General features: G+C 46.3%; 23 protein-coding genes and 2 pseudogenes. 15 read left to right on the forward strand and 10 right to left on the reverse strand.

Going from position 1 to position 21555, the window contains the following annotated elements:
• The first annotated feature begins 44 nt into the window (after positions 1-44).
• On the forward strand, positions 45-1394 hold the full coding sequence (locus CBP12_RS07275; protein ID WP_269765805.1) for an MATE family efflux transporter: 1350 nt from the start codon (positions 45-47) through the stop codon (positions 1392-1394).
• Positions 1395-1434: 40 nt separating this feature from the next.
• Here CBP12_RS07275 and CBP12_RS07280 read toward each other — a convergent pair whose 3' ends face one another.
• Positions 1435-2028 (reverse strand): FxsA family protein, encoded by a 594-nt coding sequence (locus CBP12_RS07280; RefSeq protein ID WP_232455031.1) that lies wholly within the window; start codon positions 2026-2028, stop codon positions 1435-1437.
• A 42-nt stretch (positions 2029-2070) separates the two neighbouring features.
• On the opposite strand from CBP12_RS07280, the gene CBP12_RS07285 reads away from it, so the two are divergent.
• A complete protein-coding gene (locus tag CBP12_RS07285; protein ID WP_086963842.1) occupies positions 2071-2559 on the forward strand; it encodes a protein-disulfide reductase DsbD domain-containing protein in 489 nt (162 codons plus the stop codon).
• 60 nt (positions 2560-2619) lie between these two features.
• A complete protein-coding gene (locus tag CBP12_RS07290) occupies positions 2620-2943 on the forward strand; it encodes a GIY-YIG nuclease family protein (RefSeq protein ID WP_086963843.1) in 324 nt (107 codons plus the stop codon).
• Positions 2944-3163: 220 nt separating this feature from the next.
• Here the strand turns inward: CBP12_RS07290 and fkpA are convergent.
• Positions 3164-3943 (reverse strand): annotated as a pseudogene (fkpA, locus tag CBP12_RS07295) (FKBP-type peptidyl-prolyl cis-trans isomerase); the annotation flags it as partial.
• Positions 3944-4424: 481 nt separating this feature from the next.
• On the opposite strand from fkpA, the gene CBP12_RS13735 reads away from it, so the two are divergent.
• Together CBP12_RS13735 and CBP12_RS07305 are read left to right on the forward strand one after the other, a co-directional pair.
• Positions 4425-5057 (forward strand): WD40 repeat domain-containing protein, encoded by a 633-nt coding sequence (locus CBP12_RS13735; RefSeq protein ID WP_232455032.1) that lies wholly within the window; start codon positions 4425-4427, stop codon positions 5055-5057.
• Positions 5050-5262 carry a SlyX family protein gene (locus tag CBP12_RS07305; RefSeq protein ID WP_086963845.1) on the forward strand — a complete coding sequence of 71 codons (213 nt, stop codon included), beginning with the start codon at positions 5050-5052 and terminating at the stop codon, positions 5260-5262. The genes CBP12_RS13735 and CBP12_RS07305 overlap by 8 nt, the downstream gene beginning before the upstream one ends.
• A gap of 77 nt (positions 5263-5339) precedes the next feature.
• Here the strand turns inward: CBP12_RS07305 and CBP12_RS07310 are convergent, their stop codons facing one another.
• Complete coding sequence (locus CBP12_RS07310; RefSeq protein ID WP_086965452.1) at positions 5340-5846, reverse strand: FKBP-type peptidyl-prolyl cis-trans isomerase; 507 nt, start codon at positions 5844-5846, stop codon at positions 5340-5342.
• A gap of 114 nt (positions 5847-5960) precedes the next feature.
• A complete protein-coding gene (locus CBP12_RS07315; RefSeq protein WP_086963846.1) occupies positions 5961-6161 on the reverse strand; it encodes a YheV family putative zinc ribbon protein in 201 nt (66 codons plus the stop codon).
• A 62-nt stretch (positions 6162-6223) separates the two neighbouring features.
• On the opposite strand from CBP12_RS07315, the gene CBP12_RS07320 reads away from it, so the two are divergent.
• The 6 genes from CBP12_RS07320 to CBP12_RS07345 all read left to right on the forward strand — a co-directional run bounded on the left by CBP12_RS07320 (position 6224) and on the right by CBP12_RS07345 (position 12804).
• The gene (locus CBP12_RS07320; protein WP_086963847.1) at positions 6224-6904 is read left to right on the forward strand and encodes a hypothetical protein; all 681 of its coding nucleotides are present in this window, start codon (positions 6224-6226) and stop codon (positions 6902-6904) included.
• A gap of 60 nt (positions 6905-6964) precedes the next feature.
• Positions 6965-8863 (forward strand): ABC transporter ATP-binding protein, encoded by a 1899-nt coding sequence (locus tag CBP12_RS07325; protein WP_086963848.1) that lies wholly within the window; start codon positions 6965-6967, stop codon positions 8861-8863.
• A 20-nt stretch (positions 8864-8883) separates the two neighbouring features.
• Positions 8884-9315, forward strand: coding sequence for a TIGR02444 family protein (locus CBP12_RS07330; RefSeq protein ID WP_232455033.1), 432 nt, complete (start codon positions 8884-8886; stop codon positions 9313-9315).
• Positions 9316-9347: 32 nt separating this feature from the next.
• Positions 9348-10253: a 23S rRNA (adenine(2030)-N(6))-methyltransferase RlmJ gene (locus tag CBP12_RS07335; RefSeq protein ID WP_086963849.1), complete on the forward strand. Its 906-nt coding sequence runs from the start codon at positions 9348-9350 to the stop codon at positions 10251-10253.
• Positions 10254-10358: 105 nt separating this feature from the next.
• Positions 10359-11234: a class I SAM-dependent methyltransferase gene (locus tag CBP12_RS07340; protein WP_198341767.1), complete on the forward strand. Its 876-nt coding sequence runs from the start codon at positions 10359-10361 to the stop codon at positions 11232-11234.
• A gap of 121 nt (positions 11235-11355) precedes the next feature.
• Positions 11356-12804 (forward strand): diguanylate cyclase, encoded by a 1449-nt coding sequence (locus tag CBP12_RS07345; RefSeq protein WP_086963850.1) that lies wholly within the window; start codon positions 11356-11358, stop codon positions 12802-12804.
• Positions 12805-12883: 79 nt separating this feature from the next.
• On the opposite strand, the gene CBP12_RS07350 is transcribed toward CBP12_RS07345, so the two are convergent.
• Positions 12884-14071 carry a 1-acyl-sn-glycerol-3-phosphate acyltransferase gene (locus CBP12_RS07350; protein ID WP_086963851.1) on the reverse strand — a complete coding sequence of 396 codons (1188 nt, stop codon included), beginning with the start codon at positions 14069-14071 and terminating at the stop codon, positions 12884-12886.
• Positions 14072-14329: 258 nt separating this feature from the next.
• Positions 14330-14740 carry a LysE family translocator gene (locus CBP12_RS07355; protein ID WP_232455034.1) on the reverse strand — a complete coding sequence of 137 codons (411 nt, stop codon included), beginning with the start codon at positions 14738-14740 and terminating at the stop codon, positions 14330-14332.
• A gap of 160 nt (positions 14741-14900) precedes the next feature.
• Here CBP12_RS07355 and CBP12_RS07360 point away from each other — a divergent pair.
• From CBP12_RS07360 to CBP12_RS07370, 3 genes and pseudogenes are all read left to right on the forward strand, one after another.
• A pseudogene (locus CBP12_RS07360) lies at positions 14901-15880 on the forward strand (hydrolase).
• Positions 15877-16101, forward strand: a complete 225-nt coding sequence (locus CBP12_RS07365) for a YheU family protein (RefSeq protein ID WP_086963852.1) — start codon at positions 15877-15879, stop codon at positions 16099-16101. Before CBP12_RS07360 ends, CBP12_RS07365 begins: the two are co-directional and overlap by 4 nt.
• A 56-nt stretch (positions 16102-16157) precedes the next feature.
• Positions 16158-17027, forward strand: coding sequence for a phosphoribulokinase (locus CBP12_RS07370; protein ID WP_086963853.1), 870 nt, complete (start codon positions 16158-16160; stop codon positions 17025-17027).
• 79 nt (positions 17028-17106) lie between these two features.
• Here the strand turns inward: CBP12_RS07370 and CBP12_RS07375 are convergent, their stop codons facing one another.
• Together CBP12_RS07375 and CBP12_RS07380 are read right to left on the reverse strand one after the other, a co-directional pair.
• Positions 17107-18078: a cytochrome-c peroxidase gene (locus CBP12_RS07375; RefSeq protein WP_086965459.1), complete on the reverse strand. Its 972-nt coding sequence runs from the start codon at positions 18076-18078 to the stop codon at positions 17107-17109.
• A 156-nt stretch (positions 18079-18234) separates the two neighbouring features.
• On the reverse strand, positions 18235-18639 hold the full coding sequence (locus CBP12_RS07380) for an OsmC family protein (protein WP_086963854.1): 405 nt from the start codon (positions 18637-18639) through the stop codon (positions 18235-18237).
• Positions 18640-18819: 180 nt separating this feature from the next.
• Here CBP12_RS07380 and crp point away from each other — a divergent pair, with 180 nt between their 5' ends.
• The gene (gene crp / locus CBP12_RS07385; RefSeq protein ID WP_086963855.1) at positions 18820-19458 is read left to right on the forward strand and encodes a cAMP-activated global transcriptional regulator CRP; all 639 of its coding nucleotides are present in this window, start codon (positions 18820-18822) and stop codon (positions 19456-19458) included.
• Between the two features lie 66 nt (positions 19459-19524).
• Here the strand turns inward: crp and CBP12_RS07390 are convergent, their stop codons facing one another.
• Together CBP12_RS07390 and CBP12_RS07395 are read right to left on the reverse strand one after the other, a co-directional pair.
• Positions 19525-20628: a phosphoribosylaminoimidazolesuccinocarboxamide synthase gene (locus CBP12_RS07390; protein ID WP_086963856.1), complete on the reverse strand. Its 1104-nt coding sequence runs from the start codon at positions 20626-20628 to the stop codon at positions 19525-19527.
• A gap of 109 nt (positions 20629-20737) precedes the next feature.
• Complete coding sequence (locus CBP12_RS07395) at positions 20738-21400, reverse strand: metal-dependent hydrolase (protein WP_086963857.1); 663 nt, start codon at positions 21398-21400, stop codon at positions 20738-20740.
• Between the last annotated feature and the right edge of the window lie 155 nt (positions 21401-21555).

The following is a 21555-nucleotide window of genomic DNA, read 5'->3' on the forward strand; positions in this document are numbered from 1 at the left end:
ACGCCCAACCGCACACCGGCCAATCTTTATTGAAGAGATCCATTGTGGCTTCATCAAATCTATTGCTCACCGCGCCCATTGGCCGCCAGTTGGCCAAAATGGCCGGCCCCATGGCACTGGGCATTATCGCTATTCAAGCCTTTAACTTGGTGGATATTTTCTTTATTGGCTTATTAGGCACCGATGCCTTAGCTGCCATTAGCTTTACCTTTCCGGTGACCTTCGTCGTAATCTCTTTGGCCATGGGCTTAGGAGCGGGCTTATCGGCGTGCATGGGGCAAGCCTTAGGACGGGGTGATCATCAGCAAGCAGCATTATTTACCAGCCACAGTTTATTACTCACCTTAGGCTTAGTGTGTGTCATTTCTGTGCTTGGCAGCCTCACCATAGATCCACTTTTTCGCTTACTAGGAGCCACAGAAGCGCTGTTATTATTGCTACATGATTATATGTGGATTTGGTATATGACAGTGCCGCTGCTGGTACTGCCCATGGTGGCCAACTCCGCTATTCGCGCCACCGGCGATACTCGCACCCCCAGTTTAGTGATGATAGTAGCAGGGCTAGTAAATGGGCTTTTAGATCCGCTGCTTATCTTTGGGTTAGGTCCTTTTCCTGAGCTGGGAATTAAAGGCGCGGCCATTGCTTCTGCGTGTTCTTGGTTTATGGCTTGTACAGTGGGATTATGGCTATTATGGCGTCGTGAGCGCTTATTAGTGTGGCCCTTTCATCAAGCCAAACACATTGTGGCCCATTGGCGCCAGCTGTTGCACGTCGCCCTTCCCGCTTGTTTTACTAACTTATTAAATCCTTTAAGTGTTGCGATATTAATGATGATTTTGGCCCGCTTAGGGACCGAGGTCGTCGCCGCGTATGGTGCCGCTTCAAGAATTGAAGCCATGTTATTAATTGGCGTAATGGCGCGCAGCTCAGTACTAGCCCCCTTTATTTCCCAAAATACCGGCGCGGGGTTGCATGAGCGCAGTCGCTTTGCGTTATTTCAGTCGATGAGATTTGCGCTGTGGTTTCAATTAGCGCTGTTTGTGGGGCTCTGGTTTAGCGCGCCTTGGCTGGCTGCCCGCTTTAGCGATAATGCACAAGTAAGCCAGTATTTAACCTTTTATCTGCGATTAGTACCTTTGGGCTATGGCTTGCAAGGGTGTTTTATGTTGCTCGCCTCGGCGCTTAATGGCCTTAGAGTATCGAGTATTTCATTTGCACTTAATAGTGTGCGCTTGTTTGGCTTACTCTTGCCGCTGGCATGGCTGGGTAATGTATGGCACGCCGAGCAAGGTGTTTTTATTGGCATTTTAATGGCCAATATCTTAGCGGGCATTATTGCCATAGGCTTTGCGTGGTCACGTTTTCCTTGGAAGATTAAACGACCGCTATAAATAAAAAGCAGGCTTATTGGCCTGCTTACTCAGTTATTAATTATGGCTCGGGGTCTTTACGCTCAAAATCCCCTTCAAAGGTAGTGCCGGCATCCTCAGATAACCGCTCATGGTTGGGGGTATCTGTACGATGAAACTCGCCACTAAAGGTATGACCTTGAGTTTGGCTATGTAGCACCACTTTACTTAACCAGCGCTCTACTAACCAATGTCGCACGGGTGGCAGTAGTAACACTAAGCCTAGGATATCCGAGACAAAACCAGGCAATACTAATAGCACACCACTGAGTGCTAGCATAATGCCCGCCAGTACCTCTTTAGCCGGCGGCTCACCTGCACTTATCTTGCGCTGCACTTCCATTAAGGTATAAAAACCTTGAATGCGCACTAAACTCAAACCCACGATAGCACTCAATAAAATTAACGCTATGGTACTCCAAGTGCCAAGCGCTGCGCCTACTTCAATAAATACGAATATCTCTAGTAGCGTCGCTGCTACAAATACTAAAAAAACTTTACCCACTCCATCCTCATCTTGTACCCAGTGGTACTTGTTTGGGGTTAAACCATGATAATGGGGATAAAGCGCCCACTTTTCAAATAAACAAAGCCAATGCTTTTGTCTAAAGGGCAAGATATAGTGCTGCTCTTAGCTAATGGTGTATGAGGTGATGTGATGATGTTAAGTCTTAGTGCCCGCACTATTTCTTGTAAACGATTGTTTTTATCCAGTTTATTTTCTCTTACCTTAGTGACTAACGTAGCGCACGCTGGCTTATTTTCTTGGTTTAGCGCCAAAGACGCTAATGAGGCGCAGCAAAGTGAATTTTTAACGCCAGAGCAAGCATTTAGCCTAGACTCACAGCAAACGGCAGAGGCCTTACTCCTGAGCTTTAACGTTGCACCAGGCTATTATCTTTATCGCCAGCAACTCATTATTACTCCCGAGCAAGTCGAGTTTGGCAAATGGCAACTGCCGCCAGGAACGCCTCACCAAGATATTTACTATGGTGAAAGCCAAGTATATAACGAGTCTTTTACGCTTAATTTGCCGCTGAGCCATATAAATGATGGCGCTAAAGTGAAAGTCCAGTACCAAGGTTGTACTCAAGACTTATGCTATGCGCCACAAACCGAGTGGGTAGAACTTGAAAGCAAAAAATAACGGCTATCTTTTGGTTGCGAGGCCAACATTAGACCTTTGCTATGATTAATGGCTTTGCATATGGCCACTTCTTCTTTTAATACTGCTAAACCTACTTGGTATTTATATTTAGTACGCTGCGTTGATGGCAGTCTTTATGCGGGTATTAGCTTAGATCCACAGCGTCGCTGTCACGAGCATAATCAACAACGCTCGCGCGCGTCTCGCTACGTTTGGGCGCGGCGCCCCGCACAATTAGTGTGGAATAAACCCGTTGCTAGTCATTCTGAGGCGCTTAAATTAGAAATAAAACTTAAACGCTTATCTAAAGCGCAAAAAGAACAACTCATTATTGAAGATAAGGTTTGGACGACATTTTATGCTCCATTAAAAACGGCGCCCTAGGCGCCGCTTTTAATCATGCTCACTGTTACTCAATGAGTAAGGTGACTTATTATTCAGTCGCAGGTTTAGCAGCGTCTTGCGCTGTGTCGGCCTCGGCTTTTTCAGCTGATTCTTTAGACTCTTTCGCGTCTTCAGCAGCGTTATCGGCTCCAGATTCAGCATTTGTGTCATCTTTAGTTGCCGCTGCTTTTTCTTCACTTGGTGCGTTAGTAGCAGCCGCATCTTGTTCGCTGGCTTCTATCTCTAATAGCTCAACTTCAAAAACTAATACCGCATTGCCCGGAATAGTGCTGGCGCCATTTTCGCCGTAAGCTAATTCAGAAGGGATCACAAACTTGTACTTAGCGCCAACTGGCATCAGTTGTACGCCTTCGGTCCAACCGGGGATCACTTGGTTAAGTGGGAAGCTCGTTGGCTCACCACGGGCGATGGAGCTATCAAACTCGGTGCCATCGATGAGCGTACCCACATAGTGGACTGTGACAACGTCTTCTGCTTTTGGCTTATCGCCTTTGCCTTCACTTAACACTTCATACTGTAAGCCAGACTCAGTGACTTTTACGCCATCGCGCTTTGCGTTCTCGGCTAAAAACTTCTCACCTTCAGCTAAGTTTTTATCAGCTTCTTCTTTAGCTTGAGTCTCGATTAGCTCATTAATATGGGTATCGTAAGCCATCAGCGCTTCTTGAATTTCTTCATCGCTCATGCTGCCTTTATCGGTAAAGCCGTCACGTACACCTTCTAAAATAGTGTCGTTATCCAGATCCACACCCAGTTCTTGCTGCTTTTCTAAGGTAGAGCCAATATAGCGACCCATAGATAAACCGATGGCATAAGCAGACTTAGCTTCAAAGCTGCTCAAATCACTGGCAGAGCGCTCTTGAGTGGCAGCAGCTTTTTTCTCAACCGCGGGCGCGTTAGTCGCCTTATCGTCATTACAACCACTCAGGCCCATTATTACCGCAGAGGCAAGTAAACTGACTTGTAACAGTTTTTTCATTATTAGCTCCAGAATAGGGGAAAAATCCCATGGAAAATGAGATGCTTATAAATCCGAACCTATACTAACGTGTCCCCTTACCGATGCGAAAGCCTAAACTGATAAAATTAGCGACTCCCGTGCTGCTGGCCATGTTATGCGTCACTTTTTTACCCATTATGGGCTGTGATAGCCAAACTAAGCCTCTTGAACGGCATAAATTTTCTAAAGGTAGCATTGTGGCCGCCCAAACCACCGCTGATGGAAAATTTAGTATCATCTCAACCGGCCCCAGCCCGTACAAGTATGGCGCCCCGAGCAAGAGGCGCCTCTCTATCAGTGGTATCAGGGCGAGTCTAACGATGCCATCACCTTACTTGCTAGCTCTCCTGATAGTCAGTTTGCAGCCACTGCTACTGACTCCACCGTTGCCATATGGTCATTAACAGAGGGGAAAAACCTCGGCTTTTATGAGCTAACTGAGTCACTGCGTACCTTAAGCTTGAGTAATAATGCCGCTAGCCTTTTATTAGGCTATCAAAACGGTACGGTGGAATTTATAGATCTACAAACGGGTCGGCGTTTGCTATTTATGGGCCATCAAAGTGTGGCCGGCGATAATCGCATTAATGCCGTCGATCTTTCTGCTAATGGCCGTTATGCATTAAGCGGCAGTTTAGATGGTCAAGTATTACTGTGGCAAACCACAGACGCCCAACTACTTAGCCAATGGCATCAGGAGCAAAACATTACTGTGGTGCGCTTAGATCCCCAAGGACAGCTCGCTTTTAGTGCTAACGCTCAGGGGCAAGGAGAAGTACACGCCATTCCTTCAGGCCAGCTGCTAAGCAAGCTACAAGTGCCCTATCGCGGACAAACCTTTGTTAGTGCTCGCTTAGATGCCGCGCATAATAGAATGCTAACCGGTAGTACCTCACGGCGCTTAGAGTTATGGCAATTAGATAGCGGTGAATTATTACAAGAATGGCAAGTGGGCACTCACACCAAATTACGACCCGCAAGCGCGATTGTGTATGATGTCGCGTTTTTAGACACCGACCACTTATATAGTGTGAGCTCAGCTGGACTGGGGGAAACGTGGCGCATTACTTTCAAGGAACATAAGCATGAATAGTGAAATATTGGCGCGCTTAGAACAATTAGAAACTCGGCTGGCTTTTCAAGATGACACCATAGAGCAGTTACACCAAGAGCTCAGCGCGCAAGGGGCCCATACCGCTAAGCTGCAAGCACAGCTCACTATTATGGTCGAGCGCCTTAAAGACATGCAGCCCGCTAGCTCATCTTCTCAAGCTGATGAACGCCCGCCTCACTATTAATAAGTGCTAGCTAGGAAATAAGATCCATAAAAAAGGCGCCGTGCGCCTTTTTTATTGATTAAGCTCAACCACTACTGTTAGTGATGATGATCACAGCAGCCGTCGTGCTCGTCATGATCGTGGGCGCCATGCACATGACCATGCTCTAACTCTTCTGCAGTGGCGGCGCGAGTCGCACGCACAACTCCGTTAAAGGTGAGCGTCATGCCTGCGAGAGGATGATTACCGTCTACTGTTACTGACTCTTCAGCCACTTCAATAATGGTCACTGGACGGTGGCCATCATCGGTTTCTGCCACAAAGGTATCGCCTTCAGCTACTTCCATGCCATCAAATAGTTCACCGGGTACCGATTGGATCAAGCTAGTATCACGCTCACCGTAAGCTTGGTCGGGGCGCAGCGTCACATTAAAACTATCGCCTACCTCCTTTCCTTCTAGCTCTTCTTCTAAGCCAGAAACTAAATAACCGGTACCGTGTATATATTCTAACGGCTGTTTATCTTCTGTGGTGTCGAGAACTTCACCGTCAATATTAGTAACGGTGAAGTCTAAGGTGACCACCGTATTGTCAGAAATGCTCATGAAATAACCTGCTAATAAAATTTGTAATAGCATACAGGATGGCTCATAGGGTTTAAATGTGCCACCCCCATAAAGGCATTACTTTTAACCGCACCCTTTACATTGATATACTGCTTAATCGGGTTTAAAAAGACCAATGACCTCACCCTGACTGGCTTGGCTGACTTGATCATCGGTTTGGCTTTGATGATGGCCGCAACTCACACATTCGACTTTCTCGACACCCTGCTCCAGATACAGCATCATGGTATCTATTTCATGACACTTAGGGCATTGCGCCCCAGCAATAAAACGTTTTTTACGACGGGTTACCATGGTGTTCTGTCCTGCACATTCAACCTTGTTTTAAATTCTCCGCCAAAAATGAACCGATCACAATGACCACAGTTGCCCAATACAGTATTGACTACCAGCTTCTTGAGCCAGCGCACTTAATGGCTGGCAAACGCCAGCGCCACTTTAAAGGCTTGCTATTTATTGTGCACCAAGGTGCAGGCCTGCTTCAACTTGGCCCCCATTACTATCTATTGGGCAAAGAAGACGCCGTATTTTTACCCGCCGATACCTTATTTAGCTGGCATACCTTAGCGATGAGTTGCGTTAGCCGCTTGGCCTTTTCGCCGCGCTTAGCACAGCCTAAACAGGCAGGCTTATTATTAGCAGCCCCTTTATTGGTGGCCGGAGCTGCGCGTTTAGCAAGTTGGACTGAGTGCCTTGAGTGGCAAGGCGCGCATGGGCGCTTATGCCGCGTGATCCACGATGAATTACAGCGCCATACTCCCATTGCACTCAACACCCGCGCCCGTGGCGCAGCCTTGTCCCCCTTACAGCAAATGTTGAGTGCTAACCTAGTCAATTTTAGCTTAAGCGCCGAGCAAGAAATTGAGTTTGCAGCCCGTTTTGCGCTGCCTCCCGCAGATGTTAAGCGCCAAATTTCCTTGCTGATGATATTACGAGATTTAGCAAAAACGCCGGACTTAAACGCGCTGGTACAAGCGTATGGCTTAGGCTCAGTAAGCGAATTTGAACAAGCCTGCCGTCAATGGCTTAATCCTTAAGAATAACGCCATTAATACGGGTAAAATACCTTCTTATTAGACATATATATTTGAGATTTTATGATCACCCTCAGCCAAATTGAACTGCTCAGAGGCGGCCGCCCTCTGTTAAAAGACACCAGCGCCACCATTCATACCGGCAAAAAAGTGGGCCTAGTCGGAAAAAATGGCTGTGGTAAGTCAACGCTATTTGCTTTATTTAAAGGCGAGCTTAGCCTAGATAACGGTCAGTTTTACTTACCCGCCGATTGGCAGCTGGCAAGTGTGGCGCAAGAAACGCCTGCCCTTGAGTGCTCAGCACTGGATTATGTCATTGATGGTGACCAAGAATATCGGCGTTTATGCCGCGAGCTCGCCCTTGCCGAGGAGCAAGAAGATGGCATTAAGATTGCCGAACTCCATGGCAAACTCGACACTCATGGCGGCTATCATATTCATGCTCGCGCCGCCGAGTTACTCCACGGCTTAGGCTTTAGTAATGACAGCCAAAGCCGCCCAGTCAGTGATTTTTCTGGTGGTTGGCGCATGCGCCTTAACTTAGGCCAAGCACTCATTTGTCGTTCTGACTTATTATTACTTGATGAGCCCACTAACCACTTAGACTTAGATGCAGTGATCTGGCTAGAGCGTTGGTTGAAAAGCTACCCCGGCACCTTAGTTTTAATCTCTCACGACCGTGATTTTTTAGATGCGGTAGTAAACCGAGTAATCCACATAGAAAATCAGCAGCTTAATGAATATACCGGCAACTATTCCGACTTTGAACGTCTGCGTGCTGAACAACTCGCTCTACAGCAATCCATGTTTGCTAAGCAACAGCGCGAGCTTAGCCATATGCAAGAATACGTAGATCGCTTTCGCTATAAAGCCAGTAAAGCCAAACAAGCACAGAGCCGTTTAAAAGCCATGGAGCGCATGGAGCGCATCTTACCGGCTCACGCTGACTCACCATTTAGCTTTAAATTTCTCGAACCCAGCAGCTTACCTATTCCTTTGATCACCATGGAAAAGCTATCTGCAGGTTACGGCGATAAGATTATTTTATCTAACATCAAGCTCAATCTGGTGCCTGGCTCACGGATTGGTTTATTAGGCAGAAACGGTGCCGGCAAATCGACGCTGATCAAGCTATTATCTGGCGAATTAGCTCCTTTATCGGGAAAGTTAGTCGCTAACAGCGGCATTGCTTTAGGCTACTTTGCTCAGCATCAGCTGGAGAGTTTAGACTTATCTGAGTCGGCACTCACTCATTTAGGGCGCCTAGACCCGAGTGCAACTGAGCAAAGCTTGCGCGATTATTTAGGTGGCTTTGATTTTAAAGGCGATAAAGTGAAAGAGCCGGTGGGCCCGTTTTCCGGCGGTGAAAAGGCGCGACTGGTACTGGCATTAATTGTTTATCAAAAGCCTAATTTACTGCTGCTCGATGAGCCGACTAACCACTTAGACTTAGATATGCGTGAAGCGCTGACTATGGCGCTACAGTTTTTTGAGGGCGCCATGGTGATTGTTTCTCACGACCGCCACTTATTGCGCGCCACCACCGATGAATTTTACTTAGTAGATGATGGCAAGGTGGAGCCCTTTGACGGCGACTTAGACGATTATCATCAATGGCTAATTGCAAAAGATAAAGCCGAGCAACCAACTAGCACGCCAACCACAGGTGAACACTCGGCAAATAATCGCAAAGCCGAAAAACGCCGCCAGGCAGAGCTGCGCCAACTTACCCAACCGCTGCGCAAAGCCATTACCAAATTAGAGAAGCAGATGGAGTCGCTACAGCAACAGCTGAATGATATTGAAACCGCTATGGCGGATCCTGAGCTCTATCAAAGCGAACAAAAAACCAAATTACAGCAATTACTGCAAGCGCAAGCGCCCGTGCAACAAGAGTTAGCCCAAGCAGAAGCTCAATGGTTAGAATTGCAAGAGCAGTTAGAAGAGCTAGAAGCTGAATAGGCAAACGCTAAGAGGAAAGCATGCAGATACCGAGCGCCGAACAGTTTTGGCAGTTTAGTGAACAACATTATGCCCGACCCGGCGTGGCCGCGGCTTGTTTGCAACTACAAGATGACTATGATGCCAACGTAAATTTATTATTGCTGTTAGTCATGCTAGAAGCACAAGGCGTTAAGCTAGACCCTAGTCCGTTATTAAGCGTGGTAGCAGAGCGCAGCACCTTATTTAGCCAATGGCGCACACTGCGCCGCCAACTTAAGCCCAAGCTAAGTCACAATGATTACTCAGCGCTATTGCACCACGAATTAGCGCTTGAACGCTGGCAACAACACGCCCTTATTCAGGCACTACCAGCACGGATACCCTCTCAGTCCACGGGCGGCTTAATGGCTTATCTTGTGTTACTAAAGGTTCCTCAAGCAGCCTTATGGCAGGCAAAACTTGCGGGTTAAATGGTTTTTCTTGATTTTATATATGGACTTATATGCTTAGTTATCGTCACGGTTTTCATGCGGGCAATCACGCAGATGTGCTTAAACACGCGGTACAGTCATTAATTTTAGAGGCTTTATCTATCAAAGATAAAGGCTTTAGTTATATCGATACCCATGCCGGTGCCGGTGGCTACGCATTGGCTCATGAATGGACACAAAAAAAATCTGAATATTTAACGGGCATCGCGCTCTTATGGCAACACCGCGAGCAATGGCCCGAGCTGGCCGGCTACTTTGGCGCTATCACCGCCATCAACGAGACCATGCAAGCGCCCGCCGATACTTTGGACTTTTATCCCGGTTCGCCCAAAGTCGCCGAGTATTTTAAGCGCCCTCAAGATAGCCTGACACTAATGGAGCTGCACAATAACGAAGTAGCACAATTACGCGAGAATATGGCTCCTCAAGGACGCCGCTTGGCCCAACACTACAGCAATCGCAGCAAAGGCCCCACTATTCACCATACCGACGGTTTTACCGGCTTAATTGGTCTTTTGCCACCCACGCCCAAGCGCGGCTTAGTATTAATAGACCCGCCCTATGAGCTAAAAGAAGATTACCAGACCCTAGCCGAGACTATGGCTCAAGCCTATAAGCGCTGGCCGATTGGCATTTATGCTATCTGGTATCCTTTATTAGCCAAAGACGTAGATCGCAGTGCCAGCCTTAAAGCGGCGCTGGCACAAACCGGCTTTGATAATATCTTGTGTGCCGAGTTAAGCGTCAGACAACAAGCTCAAGATTTTGGCATGCATGGCTCAGGCATGATGATTTTAAACCCGCCGTGGAAGCTAGATGAGCAACTTAAGTCATTGCTACCCCGCTTAGCCGAGACTCTAGGCCAAGACCCAAGTGCAACAGGACATCTCGCATGGCTTAAACAAAGTGATAAGTGAGGGTATTCATATCCAACTAACAATACGCTCGTCCTCTTATTCTATAAAGCCGCTGCTTTATAGAAATGACATATTTTTAGCTGATTAAATTATTAGGTGGTGCCTGTGTATAACCCTTCAGATTTTAATCTTGATGATGAAATGATCGATGAGCTTAGGGATTTGGGCTATGAGCTTAATGACTACTCATTATCTGACGCTGACTTTAGTGATCTCGACTTTGAAGGTTATGCCAGTGAAGACTCAGATATCATTTTAGATGTGCCCTATATTCCCTCGGATGAAAAAATAGTACAGGCACTGCTCGACTTTGCCGAGATTAATAACCAAGACACTTTATATGACTTAGGTTGTGGCGATGGCCGAATTTTAGTGGCCGCAGCTCTTGAGCGTAATGCCCGCGGCGTGGGTATAGACATGGATCCAAGGCGCATTATAGAAGCCATGGAATATGCTCAACACAGTGGTGTAGAACAACAAGTGCACTTTTTAAATGAAGACTTATTAGAAGCCGATTTTAGCGATGCCACGGTAGTGACCTTGTATTTACTGGATATTGTTAATATTAAACTGCGGCCGCGTTTATTAGATGAATTGCGCCCCGGTACTCGGGTGGTGTCTCATGCGTTTAATATGGGCGACTGGAAGCCAGATCATCAACGCCAATGTGGCAATGTTAAACTTTATAAATGGCTAATTCCGGCAAAAATTGCCGGCACCTGGCAATGGCAAAGTGAAAGTGGGGATCAGTATAAAATTACCCTTAAGCAAAAATACCAAGAGGTGACTGGCCACGCTTGGTTAAACGAGCAGGTCATCGCTATTAACAGTCTGTTATTAAGAGGCGACTTGTTAGAGGTCGTATTGCAAGTGCCTACGGCGCGTCCGTTACGACTATTAATGCGCTGCCAGCCTAAACAATGGATACTAGAAGAGGGAAGTCTAGTAATAAGCCCAGCGATAAAAATCGCGCATACTTAATAATCTCTGCTCATTAACGTGTGGTTTTGTTAACTAGCTTGCAAAACCAAACGTTAACATTTGAAATATAATCTCTTAACATCAAAATAGATTTATCCCCAGCAACTTGGCTTATATCGACATGTCATTCTTATTGCACTTTGGCGTCTTGCAGCGCTGGGTGATATCTCATCGCTTTTTGCCATTGTGGGTTGGGCTTGGCCTATTATTATTTTTAGGTGGCTCCATTAAATCACTGGCAAGCCCCGCCCAATTAACCGTCACTGAACGCGCTTATTTAAGCGTGCATCCTCAAGTATCGTTTTGCGTTAATCCCGACTGGCTACCGTTTGAAGGGTTAAATGCTAATCAAGAACATATCGGCATAGTGGCTGACTTAATGACGCTACTAGCCAACAAAACCGGCCTAAATATTGTGCTCTACCCCACCCATACCTGGGAAGAAAGTATTCAAGCGTCTAAAGACGGCCGCTGCCTTGCCATTAGCTCCCTTAATGCCACGCCTGAGCGCGAGAAATGGCTTATTTTTACTGAGCCCTTACTAGAAGATCCCAATGTATTAATTACTCGAGACGAGCACCCCTTTATCTCAGATGTTAGCTCTCTCAATAACACTTCGATTGCCTTATTAAATGGCAGCAATATGGCAGAGATGTTTGCCCAAGACTTCCCAAATCTTAAAATTGTTTATACCGAAAATGAAGATGAAGGCACGCAGTTAGTATCAGAAGGCAAAGTAGACTTAACGGTACGCTCCCTAATTGTGGCAGCCCGTACTTTAAAAAGTGCCGGCTGGTACAACCTTAAAGTCTCTGGCCAATTACCAGGTTATGAAAACCATCTGCGTATAGGTGTTATCAAGTCTGAAGAAACGCTACGTAATATTCTAAACCGAGGTATTGCCAGTATTAGCCCTCAAGAAACGCAAGCCATACTAGACCGCCATCTTAATTTGCAAGTGACTCAAGAGGTAATAACCGATTATAGCTTTGCTTATCTATTAGGCGCCTTGCTGCTGGCGGTAATTATTACGAGTAGCTATTGGATGCGTCGTTTAAATGCCCTCAATGAGCGGCTCAATCACATGGCGCATACCGATGCGCTTACTCAGCTGACTAATCGCAACGGACTAAATTTAAAAAATGAGGTAGAGCGTGCCCAGCGTTACCAGCATCCTTTATCCATTATTCTATTTGATATCGACCATTTTAAAAAAGTAAATGATAACTATGGGCATCTGGTGGGTGATCAGGTGTTAGTGGAGCTAAGTCAGCTGTTAAAAAATAACCTGCGCCAAGTGGATATTATTTGCCGCTGGGGCGGTGAAGAGTTTTTAGTTATCTGTTTTGAAACCAATTTAGAGCAAACCGTGCATTTGGCCGAGCTATTAATAGATAAAGTTCGTCATCATTACTTTAAGGAAGTGGGCGAAATCACCATCAGTGGCGGCGTGGCCCAAGTACAAAGTACAGATAGTGCAGAAAGCTTAACCAAGCGCGCCGACGACTGTTTATATGAAGCTAAGCGTGCTGGCAGAGACAGAGTGCATTTTACGCCCCCTACTGCCTAAAGCCCCAGTCATCTTGCTTATAAAAAAGCCCACTCAGTATGATGAGTGGGCGAGATTATGAGTGGGCGAGCCGCCAGCATTATTCAACTAACGGCAGCGACTCCACAGAGGAAAGCAGTGGCTCGGGTTCGCTTGGCGCATTGAGCGCACCGGCTTGATTAAGCACCGGCTTAGCATACATGGCTAAAACCCGCGCTTTTAGCTCGGGAGGAATATCTTGCATGTAGCGCTCAAACTCTTTTGCCGCATTAGCATCATTAGCAGTGAGCTCGCGGGCTAAAGGTTGGCCGGCGGCTAATATATTGCTGGGGAATAAATGATAGTTGGCATAAATTTGCTTATCAATTTCTTCAGCCAGTTGATCGGCTGTTTCAAAGTCCCCGACTAATGGCTGGCCAAAAGCCACATGCACGCGACCTTTTTGACCCACTATGCCCTGTACTATGCTTTCTACGTCTTCAAATTCGCGCTTTTCATAAGCGCCTAGCTCTTCTTTAGCCGCGAGCTCACGCGCCTTAGCTTGATCGCCGGGATCGTATTCATAAGAAATGGCTACCGGCACTAAATTAAGGGTTTTAATATAGTCGGCAAAGGGGATCTTTTGTCGCTTACCTTCCATATAAAACATCTTTAAAATAGCGGGATCGGTTTTATCATTGCCATCTTTAGCTCGCCCTTCCTTTTGCGCAATCCAAATAGACTGTTGCTCATCAATGGAATGGCGCAAATAAGCCGATAGCTCGCTAAAGGCCTTCATCATCTCGCGAGGCCCTTTGGCTGAGCGTTTAACGACAAAGCTTTTATTTAGCTTCATTAACTCGGCCGCACAGGGTTTGCGTAGTAAATTATCGCCAATAGCAATGCGCACCGTATCTAAGCCATGACTGTGTAAGCCCCAGTTTACAAACGCCGGATCCATGGCAATATCTCTGTGGTTAGAGATAAAGACGTAGCCTTGACTGGGATCGAGTTGATCTAAGCCAGAATAGGTGACGCCTTGCGTGGTGCTGGTGATCATTTTTTCCATGTAGCTGGCCACTTCCAGCTGAATTTGGCGCACACTTTTAAGCTTGCGCCAGCGCCAGCTTAAATAAAGACGAATTAAGGCTCTAATAATAGGGCCACCAATACCGGACAAAGTAGAAAAACGGTATTTAGCAATGGCGCCTACAAACTCATCGTCGTGGATCAAGCGCTGAATAGCGCCGGCGACTTCTTCGTCCCGATACGGGCGAATGTCTTTAAATAAATCAGTGTCTAAAACCATGACAACCTTTATGGTGTGAACGAAAACTTCGTGACTTTACCTGTTATTGAGTACAACTGTCACAAAAGAAGCTTAAAAATCTATTAAAACCAGATCATTAACACACTGGCGGCGGTTAATAATGCCATGCCTTGATTAAAACGTCGCCAATCATTAGCTTGGCACAAACCGCCACGCAGCTTTAATCCTAAAAAAGTCCATAAATGACCCGTAACGGCCTAGTATTAAAAAGACCGCCAGTATAAGCCAAGCTGAGGGTCAATACTGCTCGTCCGCTAAGGTAAAGCCACTCATTGCAAAGAGCGCCATTACCCAGGCCTTAGGGTTAATAAATTGAAATACCATCCCTTGGTGCCAATTCATACTCCCAACGTCATTACTAGCAGGACGCGTACGAGCAATTTGCCATGCTAACCACAGCAAATAGCCACTGCCAAGTATTTTTAAGCCCCTTGTATAAACGGCCAACGAAAAAAAAAGCTGGCTGAGCCCCAACGCCGACAGTAAGAGCAACAATTGCAAACCCAGCATGATCCCCAGTAATAATTTTAAGCTAGCTCCATAACCAGCGCGCGCAGCACTGTGGGTTAATAGCATATTATTAGGGCCGGGCGTGGCGCAGGAGGCAAAGGCAAAGCCCGCCACCGAGATCAAGAGTGCAAAATCCATAGGCAACTCGAAAAAAGAGCAGTAGAAAGGCGCTGTTTTACTCGATTTTGCCCGCCTCGCCCAGTACTTTATGGCTAAATAATGCTAATTTAATCGACAGTCAACGTCACACTTTCTTATTAATGCCATCGCCGCTCGGTTAGGAGTTATCACCCGCAATATGATACATACCAGTAAATTTCATGCTCCTTGGTGGGCGCGCAGTGCTCATCTGCAAACCATATTGGCTAAAGTGTTACACCCTAATGGTATTGGCTTTCGTAAAGAACGCCTTGAGCTGCCAGATGGCGACTTTGTCGATCTGGCATGGGGATTACCTGAACAAGGGGACCATAAGCCGCTGGTGGTGTTATTTCATGGCTTAGAGGGCAATATCGACTCTCATTATATTCAAGGCATGATGGCTGCTATCCAGCAACAGGGCTGGCAGTGTGTGTTGATGCACTTTAGAGGCTGTAGCGGCGAGCCCAATCGCTATTTACAAGCTTATCATTGCGGTGCAATTGAAGACCCGCATTATTTACTAACGCTATTGCGCCAACGCTACCCCGAGCGCGCCATTGCCGCCATTGGTTATTCGCTTGGGGGAATATGCTCGTTAACTACTTAGCTAAGCACCCTAATAATACGCTGTGTGCGGCGGTCATTATCTCGGCGCCATTGGCGCTTTCTGCCAGCGCCACCCGTATTAATAAAGGCTTATCTCGCGCCTATCAGCATTATTTATTAAAGCGCATGCTCTTTAATTGGCAGCAACGCCTTCGCCGCCACCCCCAACATCAGTCGGAAGTGAAACCGTATCAGATAAAAAGTTTACGCCAATTTGATGATCGCATTACCGCGCCCATTCATGGCTTTAAAGATGCTGAAGATTATTATCACCAATGCTCGGGCTTATCTTTATTAGATAAAATCAGCACGCCCACCTTAATGTTGCATGCCGCCGACGATCCTTTTATGAATGATGCAGCGATCCCCGATGCGAGCGATCTTTCTCCTGCTATTACTTATGAGCTAAGCCAACACGGTGGCCATGTGGGCTTTATTTACGGCACGCCCTGGGCCCCCCTTTATTGGCTAGAGCAAAAGGTTCCTCACTGGCTTGCCCAGCAATGGCCCCCTTATTTGGAGAACGCATGATTATTCCCTTTACTGACTTAAATTCCGACACACTAGATAACTTAATTGAACAATTTGTACTGCGCGAGGGCACCGAATACGGTAGGGAAGATATCTCCTTATCAGAAAAAGTTATTCAGGTTAAACAGCAACTTAAATCAGGAGAGGCGCTCATCGTCTACAGTGAATTACATGAAAGCGTTAACATAGTGCCGGCTAGCCATCTGCGTAACACGCCTTGACCTAGCCCTAGCCCTTTGCGTATAAACATTCACAGTTTACTCATTTAAGGTTCTTTATGTCTGCCAAGCACCCCATTATCGCGGTGACCGGTTCCTCGGGTGCCGGCACCTCGACCTCCACCGAGGTCTTTCAATCCATGTTTGCTCAGCTTGGCGTAAAAGCGGCCATGTTAGAGGGTGATAGTTTTCATCGCTATACTCGACCCGAGATGGATGTCGCTATTCGCCGTGCGCGCGAGCAAGGCAGACATATCAGTTATTTTGGCCCTGAAGCCAATGATTTTGAACTGCTAGAGCACTTTTTTAAAAAATACGGTGACACAGGTACCGGACAATTTCGCCGTTACTTACACACCTTTGACGAAGCTGTGCCTTTTAATCAAATGCCCGGCACCTTTACGCCTTCGCAGCAATTACCCAGCGACACTAATTTATTGTTTTATGAAGGCTTACACGGCGGTGTGGTCACCGATGAGCATAACGTGGCGCAACATGTGGATCTATTGATCGGCATGGTGCCTATCGTTAATTTAGAGTGGATCCAAAAATTGATCCGCGATACTGCCGAGCGCGGACATTCTAGAGAAGCAGTCACCGACTCTATCGTGCGCTCGATGGAAGACTACATTAATTTTATTACACCGCAGTTTTCACGAACTCATATTAATTTTCAGCGCATTCCTACTGTTGATACCTCTAATCCTTTTAGTGCCAAAGTTATCCCTAGCGCCGATGAGAGCATGATGGTGATCCGCTTTCGCGGTATTAAAAATGTCGACTATCCCTATTTGCTGGCCATGATCGACGGCTCTTTTATGTCACGACGCAATACCATAGTGGTGCCAGGCGGCAAGGTAGGTTTTGTGATGGAGCTAATTTTGCGCCCCATGTTAGAGCGCTTATTAGAAACAGGGAAAATACGCTAGATTAGGGATTAGGGAATCGAACAATGCAAAAGCCCAGCTTAATATGCTGGGCTTTTTATCATTTACGTATCGTGCTTAGCTAACCAAACGGGATTGGCTTAGGTGTTGCGTTGGTAGAGGGCGGCAAGATAGGTAATTCAAAGCGTGGCTGCTCGCCGGTTAATGACTTTAAGAACGCCACTATTTGGCCAATTTCTTGCTCTGAATACACGCGCCCTAATTGTAAGCGCCCCATAATATCGACCGCCTCTTCTAGCGTTGATGCTTCACCATCATGAAAGTAGGGATAGGTTAGCTCAACGTTGCGCAGGGTCGGGACTTTAAATAAAAAGCGATCCGCGTCTTTACCCGTCACCGCTGCTCGCCCTACTTCTGTAGACGCCGACTGATAAGGCTCAATCACGCCCATTTTTTGATAAGAAGTACCGCCGACATTTGGCCCGTTATGACAAGCAACACAGCCACTGTCTTTAAAAAGCTGATAACCGGCTAAAGCCTGGGCTGTTAAGGCGTTATCGTCGCCTTTTAGCCATAAGTCAAAATCAGAATTAGGCGTTACTAGTGTTTCTTCAAAGGCTGCAATAGCATCGGTGATCATATCGATATTAAGAGATTCCTTACCAAATACTTGGGCAAAGTCTGCCACATAGCCTGGGATAGACTGCAACACATCCACCGCTAACTCGTGGGTAAAGGCCATTTCACCCGGGTTGGCGATAGGTCCGCCCGCTTGCTCTTTTAAGCTTGCGGCTCGACCATCCCAAAACTGCGCTAAGTTAAGGCTTGAGTTTAATACCGTGGGCGAGTTAATGGGTCCTTGCTGCCAATTATGGCCAATGGAGGTTTTAATATTATCGGTCCCGCCCATGGATAAATTGTGGCAAGAGTTACAAGAAATAAAGCCTGACTTGGATAATCTGGGATCAAAAAATAGCTTTTTACCCAGTTCAACCATAGCGCCATTAGTAATGGTAGCTTGGGGAATAGGTTGTATTGGCTCATTACGCGGGCTAGCAAGGGCGGCTTGGCTCAAGCCTAGTGCCAATACCATACCTATACCCACTCGAGTAAATTGTTTATTCATAGGGCTTACCTCTGTTGCAAAAGGAGTGCACAACCACTTTATTGCTAACAATATAAACCCTAATAAAACAAAGGTTATTGATGTGGATCATAGGCCAACATTGTCACAGCGCGCTGCGACTAATTATGCTGGATGTATCTCATAAGACGAGGTGGCGCTAAGCGCTTTATCAAGCATCTTCATCACAGAGCAATACTTTTCCATAGATAAGCTAATGGCTCGCGCTACGTGTTTTTCAGACAGCTCAGTCCCCGTCACCACAAAATGCATATTAATATCCGTAAACACGCGGGGCGCTTGCTCAGCGCGAGTCGCACTTAGCTCTACTACACAACCGGTAATAGCTTGGCGACTTTTTTCTAGAATAGACACTACATCGATGGCACTGCAGCCTCCCGCGCCTAACAGTACTGCTTCCATAGGGCTGGCCCCTTGTCCTGGATTAGTGCCATCGAGCGTGATTTTATGACCCGACTCAGATAGCCCTTCAAAACGCATTCCTTCTAACCATGTCACTGTTGCTTTCATCATTACCTCAAGCAAAATGGCTATATTAGCCTATTGATTTAGCGCCGACGAGTAGGATAAAAGCTTAAGTCCTTGATGATATGAGTTAAGCCTTTTATGCTAGGTCGTCGAGAAGACTTAACTTAGACAGCTTGCTAGGCCAAAGCCCCGAGCTAATTAATGGAATTAAGAGGTAAAGAAATGGTTATTAGCAAGCCCCAAAGTGATCCAACCCTAGAATGGTTTCTATCTCATTGCCATATTCATAAATATCCCGCTAAAAGCTCTTTGATCCATGCGGGCGAAAAAGCAGAGACGCTGTACTACATAGTGAAAGGCTCGGTCTCTGTGCTGATTAAAGATGAAGACGGCAAAGAAATGATCCTGTCTTATTTAAATAAGGGAGACTTTATTGGTGAACTGGGGCTATTTGAAGACACAGACAACCCACTGCGCACCGCTTGGGTTCGTGCTAAATCCCCTTGTGAAGTGGCCGAAATCTCTTACAAGAAGTTTCGCCAACTCATTCAAGTAAACCCAGAAATTTTAATGCGTTTGTCAGCACAAATGGCCGAACGTTTGCAAACCACCAGCCAAAAAGTAGGCGACTTGGCTTTTTTAGATGTCACAGGTCGTATTGCTGAAACACTGCTGAGTTTAGCGCGCCAGCCCGATGCTATGACCCATCCGGATGGCATGCAAATTAAGATCACTCGCCAAGAAATCGGCCAAATTGTCGGTTGCTCTCGTGAAACCGTGGGCCGTATCTTGAAAATGTTAGAAGAGCAAAATCTTATTTCTGCTCATGGAAAAACCATAGTGGTATTTGGTACCCGCTAATTCTAACCAGAATGAATACTAAAAAAGCCCAGTAAACTGGGCTTTTTTATTGGTGAGTGGCACTTACTAAACGATTAAGTCATATTGCTCGCGTAAAATAGTAATAATATCGGCTTTAGGATTAGCGGATAATACTATTTTTTGACCGGTTATTTTCTCTGCTAGCTTAATATAAGTGTCAGATACGGCCATTAATGCACTCACGGGCAAAGCGTTATGTTTGGCGAGGGCTTCTCGCTCTGCCATACGCTCTTTATTTAGTAAAATATCGGGTTCTGGAAAATGATTAAGCAACATTTGGCGAAACTCTTCTTTTGAGTTTTCTACTATTTGTCCTGCTTGATAAGCCGCTTCATCCCAAATTCTTGAAGAATCTGGCGTTCCCACCTCATCCATATAAATCAGTTGTTCTTGGCCATTGGCATCAGTGACATAACCAAATTCAAATTTGGTATCCACAAAAATTTGACCGAGTTTAGCTAATTCCTGTTCAATAACCGCAAAACCCTCGGCTAATAAACGCTCATAGGCGTTAATGTCATCGGCTGTTTTAAAGTTAAAGGCACTAAAGTTGGCCTGAATATCTTGGCGGCTAATATTCACATCATCCGCTTCTGGCACTCCCGCAATGCCGGTTAATATGCCTTTAGTAGAGGGCGTAATCAGTAACTGGGGAAGTTTCTGATCTTTTTGTAAGCCATCAGGTAAGCGAAGGCCACAAAACTCTCGCTCCCCCTTGGCATAACTGCGCCACATTGAGCCAGTAATATATTGGCGAGCAATGGCTTCAATCTTAATGGGCGTGGCTTTTTGCACTATCCAGACAAAAGGATGGGGAATATCTAAAATATGGCTATCGGCTAAGCCTTGCTCTTTAAACAGCTTAAACCAATGATTAGAAATAGCATTTAACGCCGCCCCTTTACCGGGCACGCCTTTCATTCCACTCTCACCGTGCCAAATACAATCAAACGCAGAGATACGATCACTGATCACCATAATGGCCAGCGGCGCATCACTAGCTACTTGATACCCTTTTTCTTGGATTAAGCGCTGGCTATCTTCAGCGGTTAGCCAGTATACGGAGCGTACCTTACCGCTGTGTACCGCTTGCTGGGTACGGATCGGCAAGTCGTCGTTTACGGCCAATACCTGGTCTGCAAGGCTCATTTATTAAATCCTGTGTGTGATGTTAATCGGCACTGGATTTGGCTACTCATTATTAGCATGATTAGAAAAAGAGTGAGCCACCAGCCCTAATATCTTATCAGCTATCAGACTAGCGCAATAGTTGCCTTACCATCTGCCATAAAGGCAAAGGAGAAGGCGCTAACCACCCGCCACACCATAAACAGGCTAATAGCGCTAAGTTAGGTAAGTGTGCTGGCCATTGCATCACTTTAAGTGCTGTGCCAAAGGATTTTTTAAGCCGCCTGCCTTCTAAATCTATACTGTATATTTCATCGAGTACTAAATGGATCACAGCGCCAATAAACATAAACACGCCCATTAACCAAGACTGAATGACGCTTAAATGAAACAGATGGTAACTTACCAATACTGTCGCAATACCAAACACCCCATTGGCCAGCAATGAATGCAAACTGGCTCTGTGCACTGTGAGTTTGGCAAACGCCCAGCAACAAGGGTAGCGCATCAATAAATAGGCGCCGCCTGCTAATAATAAGGTATCAAGTAAAGGTAAATGATGGCGGCCATACAGCATCATTAGCGTGCTAGCGAGCGCACCAAAGAGGCGAAAGATAATCTCAATGGAGCGTGAGGTGTCGGCATCTATGTCTGGCATAATGCCGCCTAACGAGCCGCTTAACCATAAAAGACAGGCTTCTGGCAGGCTAATGAGCTCGGTCCATGCCAAACTGCTGGCCAATATGCCTGTCGCAATAGAGGCAACTTTTACATGGGTCTTAAAATCTGCCACAACAATCGCTCTTAGTAAAAAAATGCAAAGTGTAGCAGGCGCTACTGGATAAAAAAACAGGTAATGGTGTTAGCTTAGCCAGCGCTTGGCACAACCCCTTGCTTTGTGTAAAACAGTGACCTGATTAAGCGCATAGCGTTCGCGCACTCTTGTCG

Origin of the sequence: Oceanisphaera avium (assembly GCF_002157875.1) — a bacterium.
Taxonomy (GTDB): Bacteria; Pseudomonadota; Gammaproteobacteria; order Enterobacterales; family Aeromonadaceae; genus Oceanimonas; species Oceanimonas avium.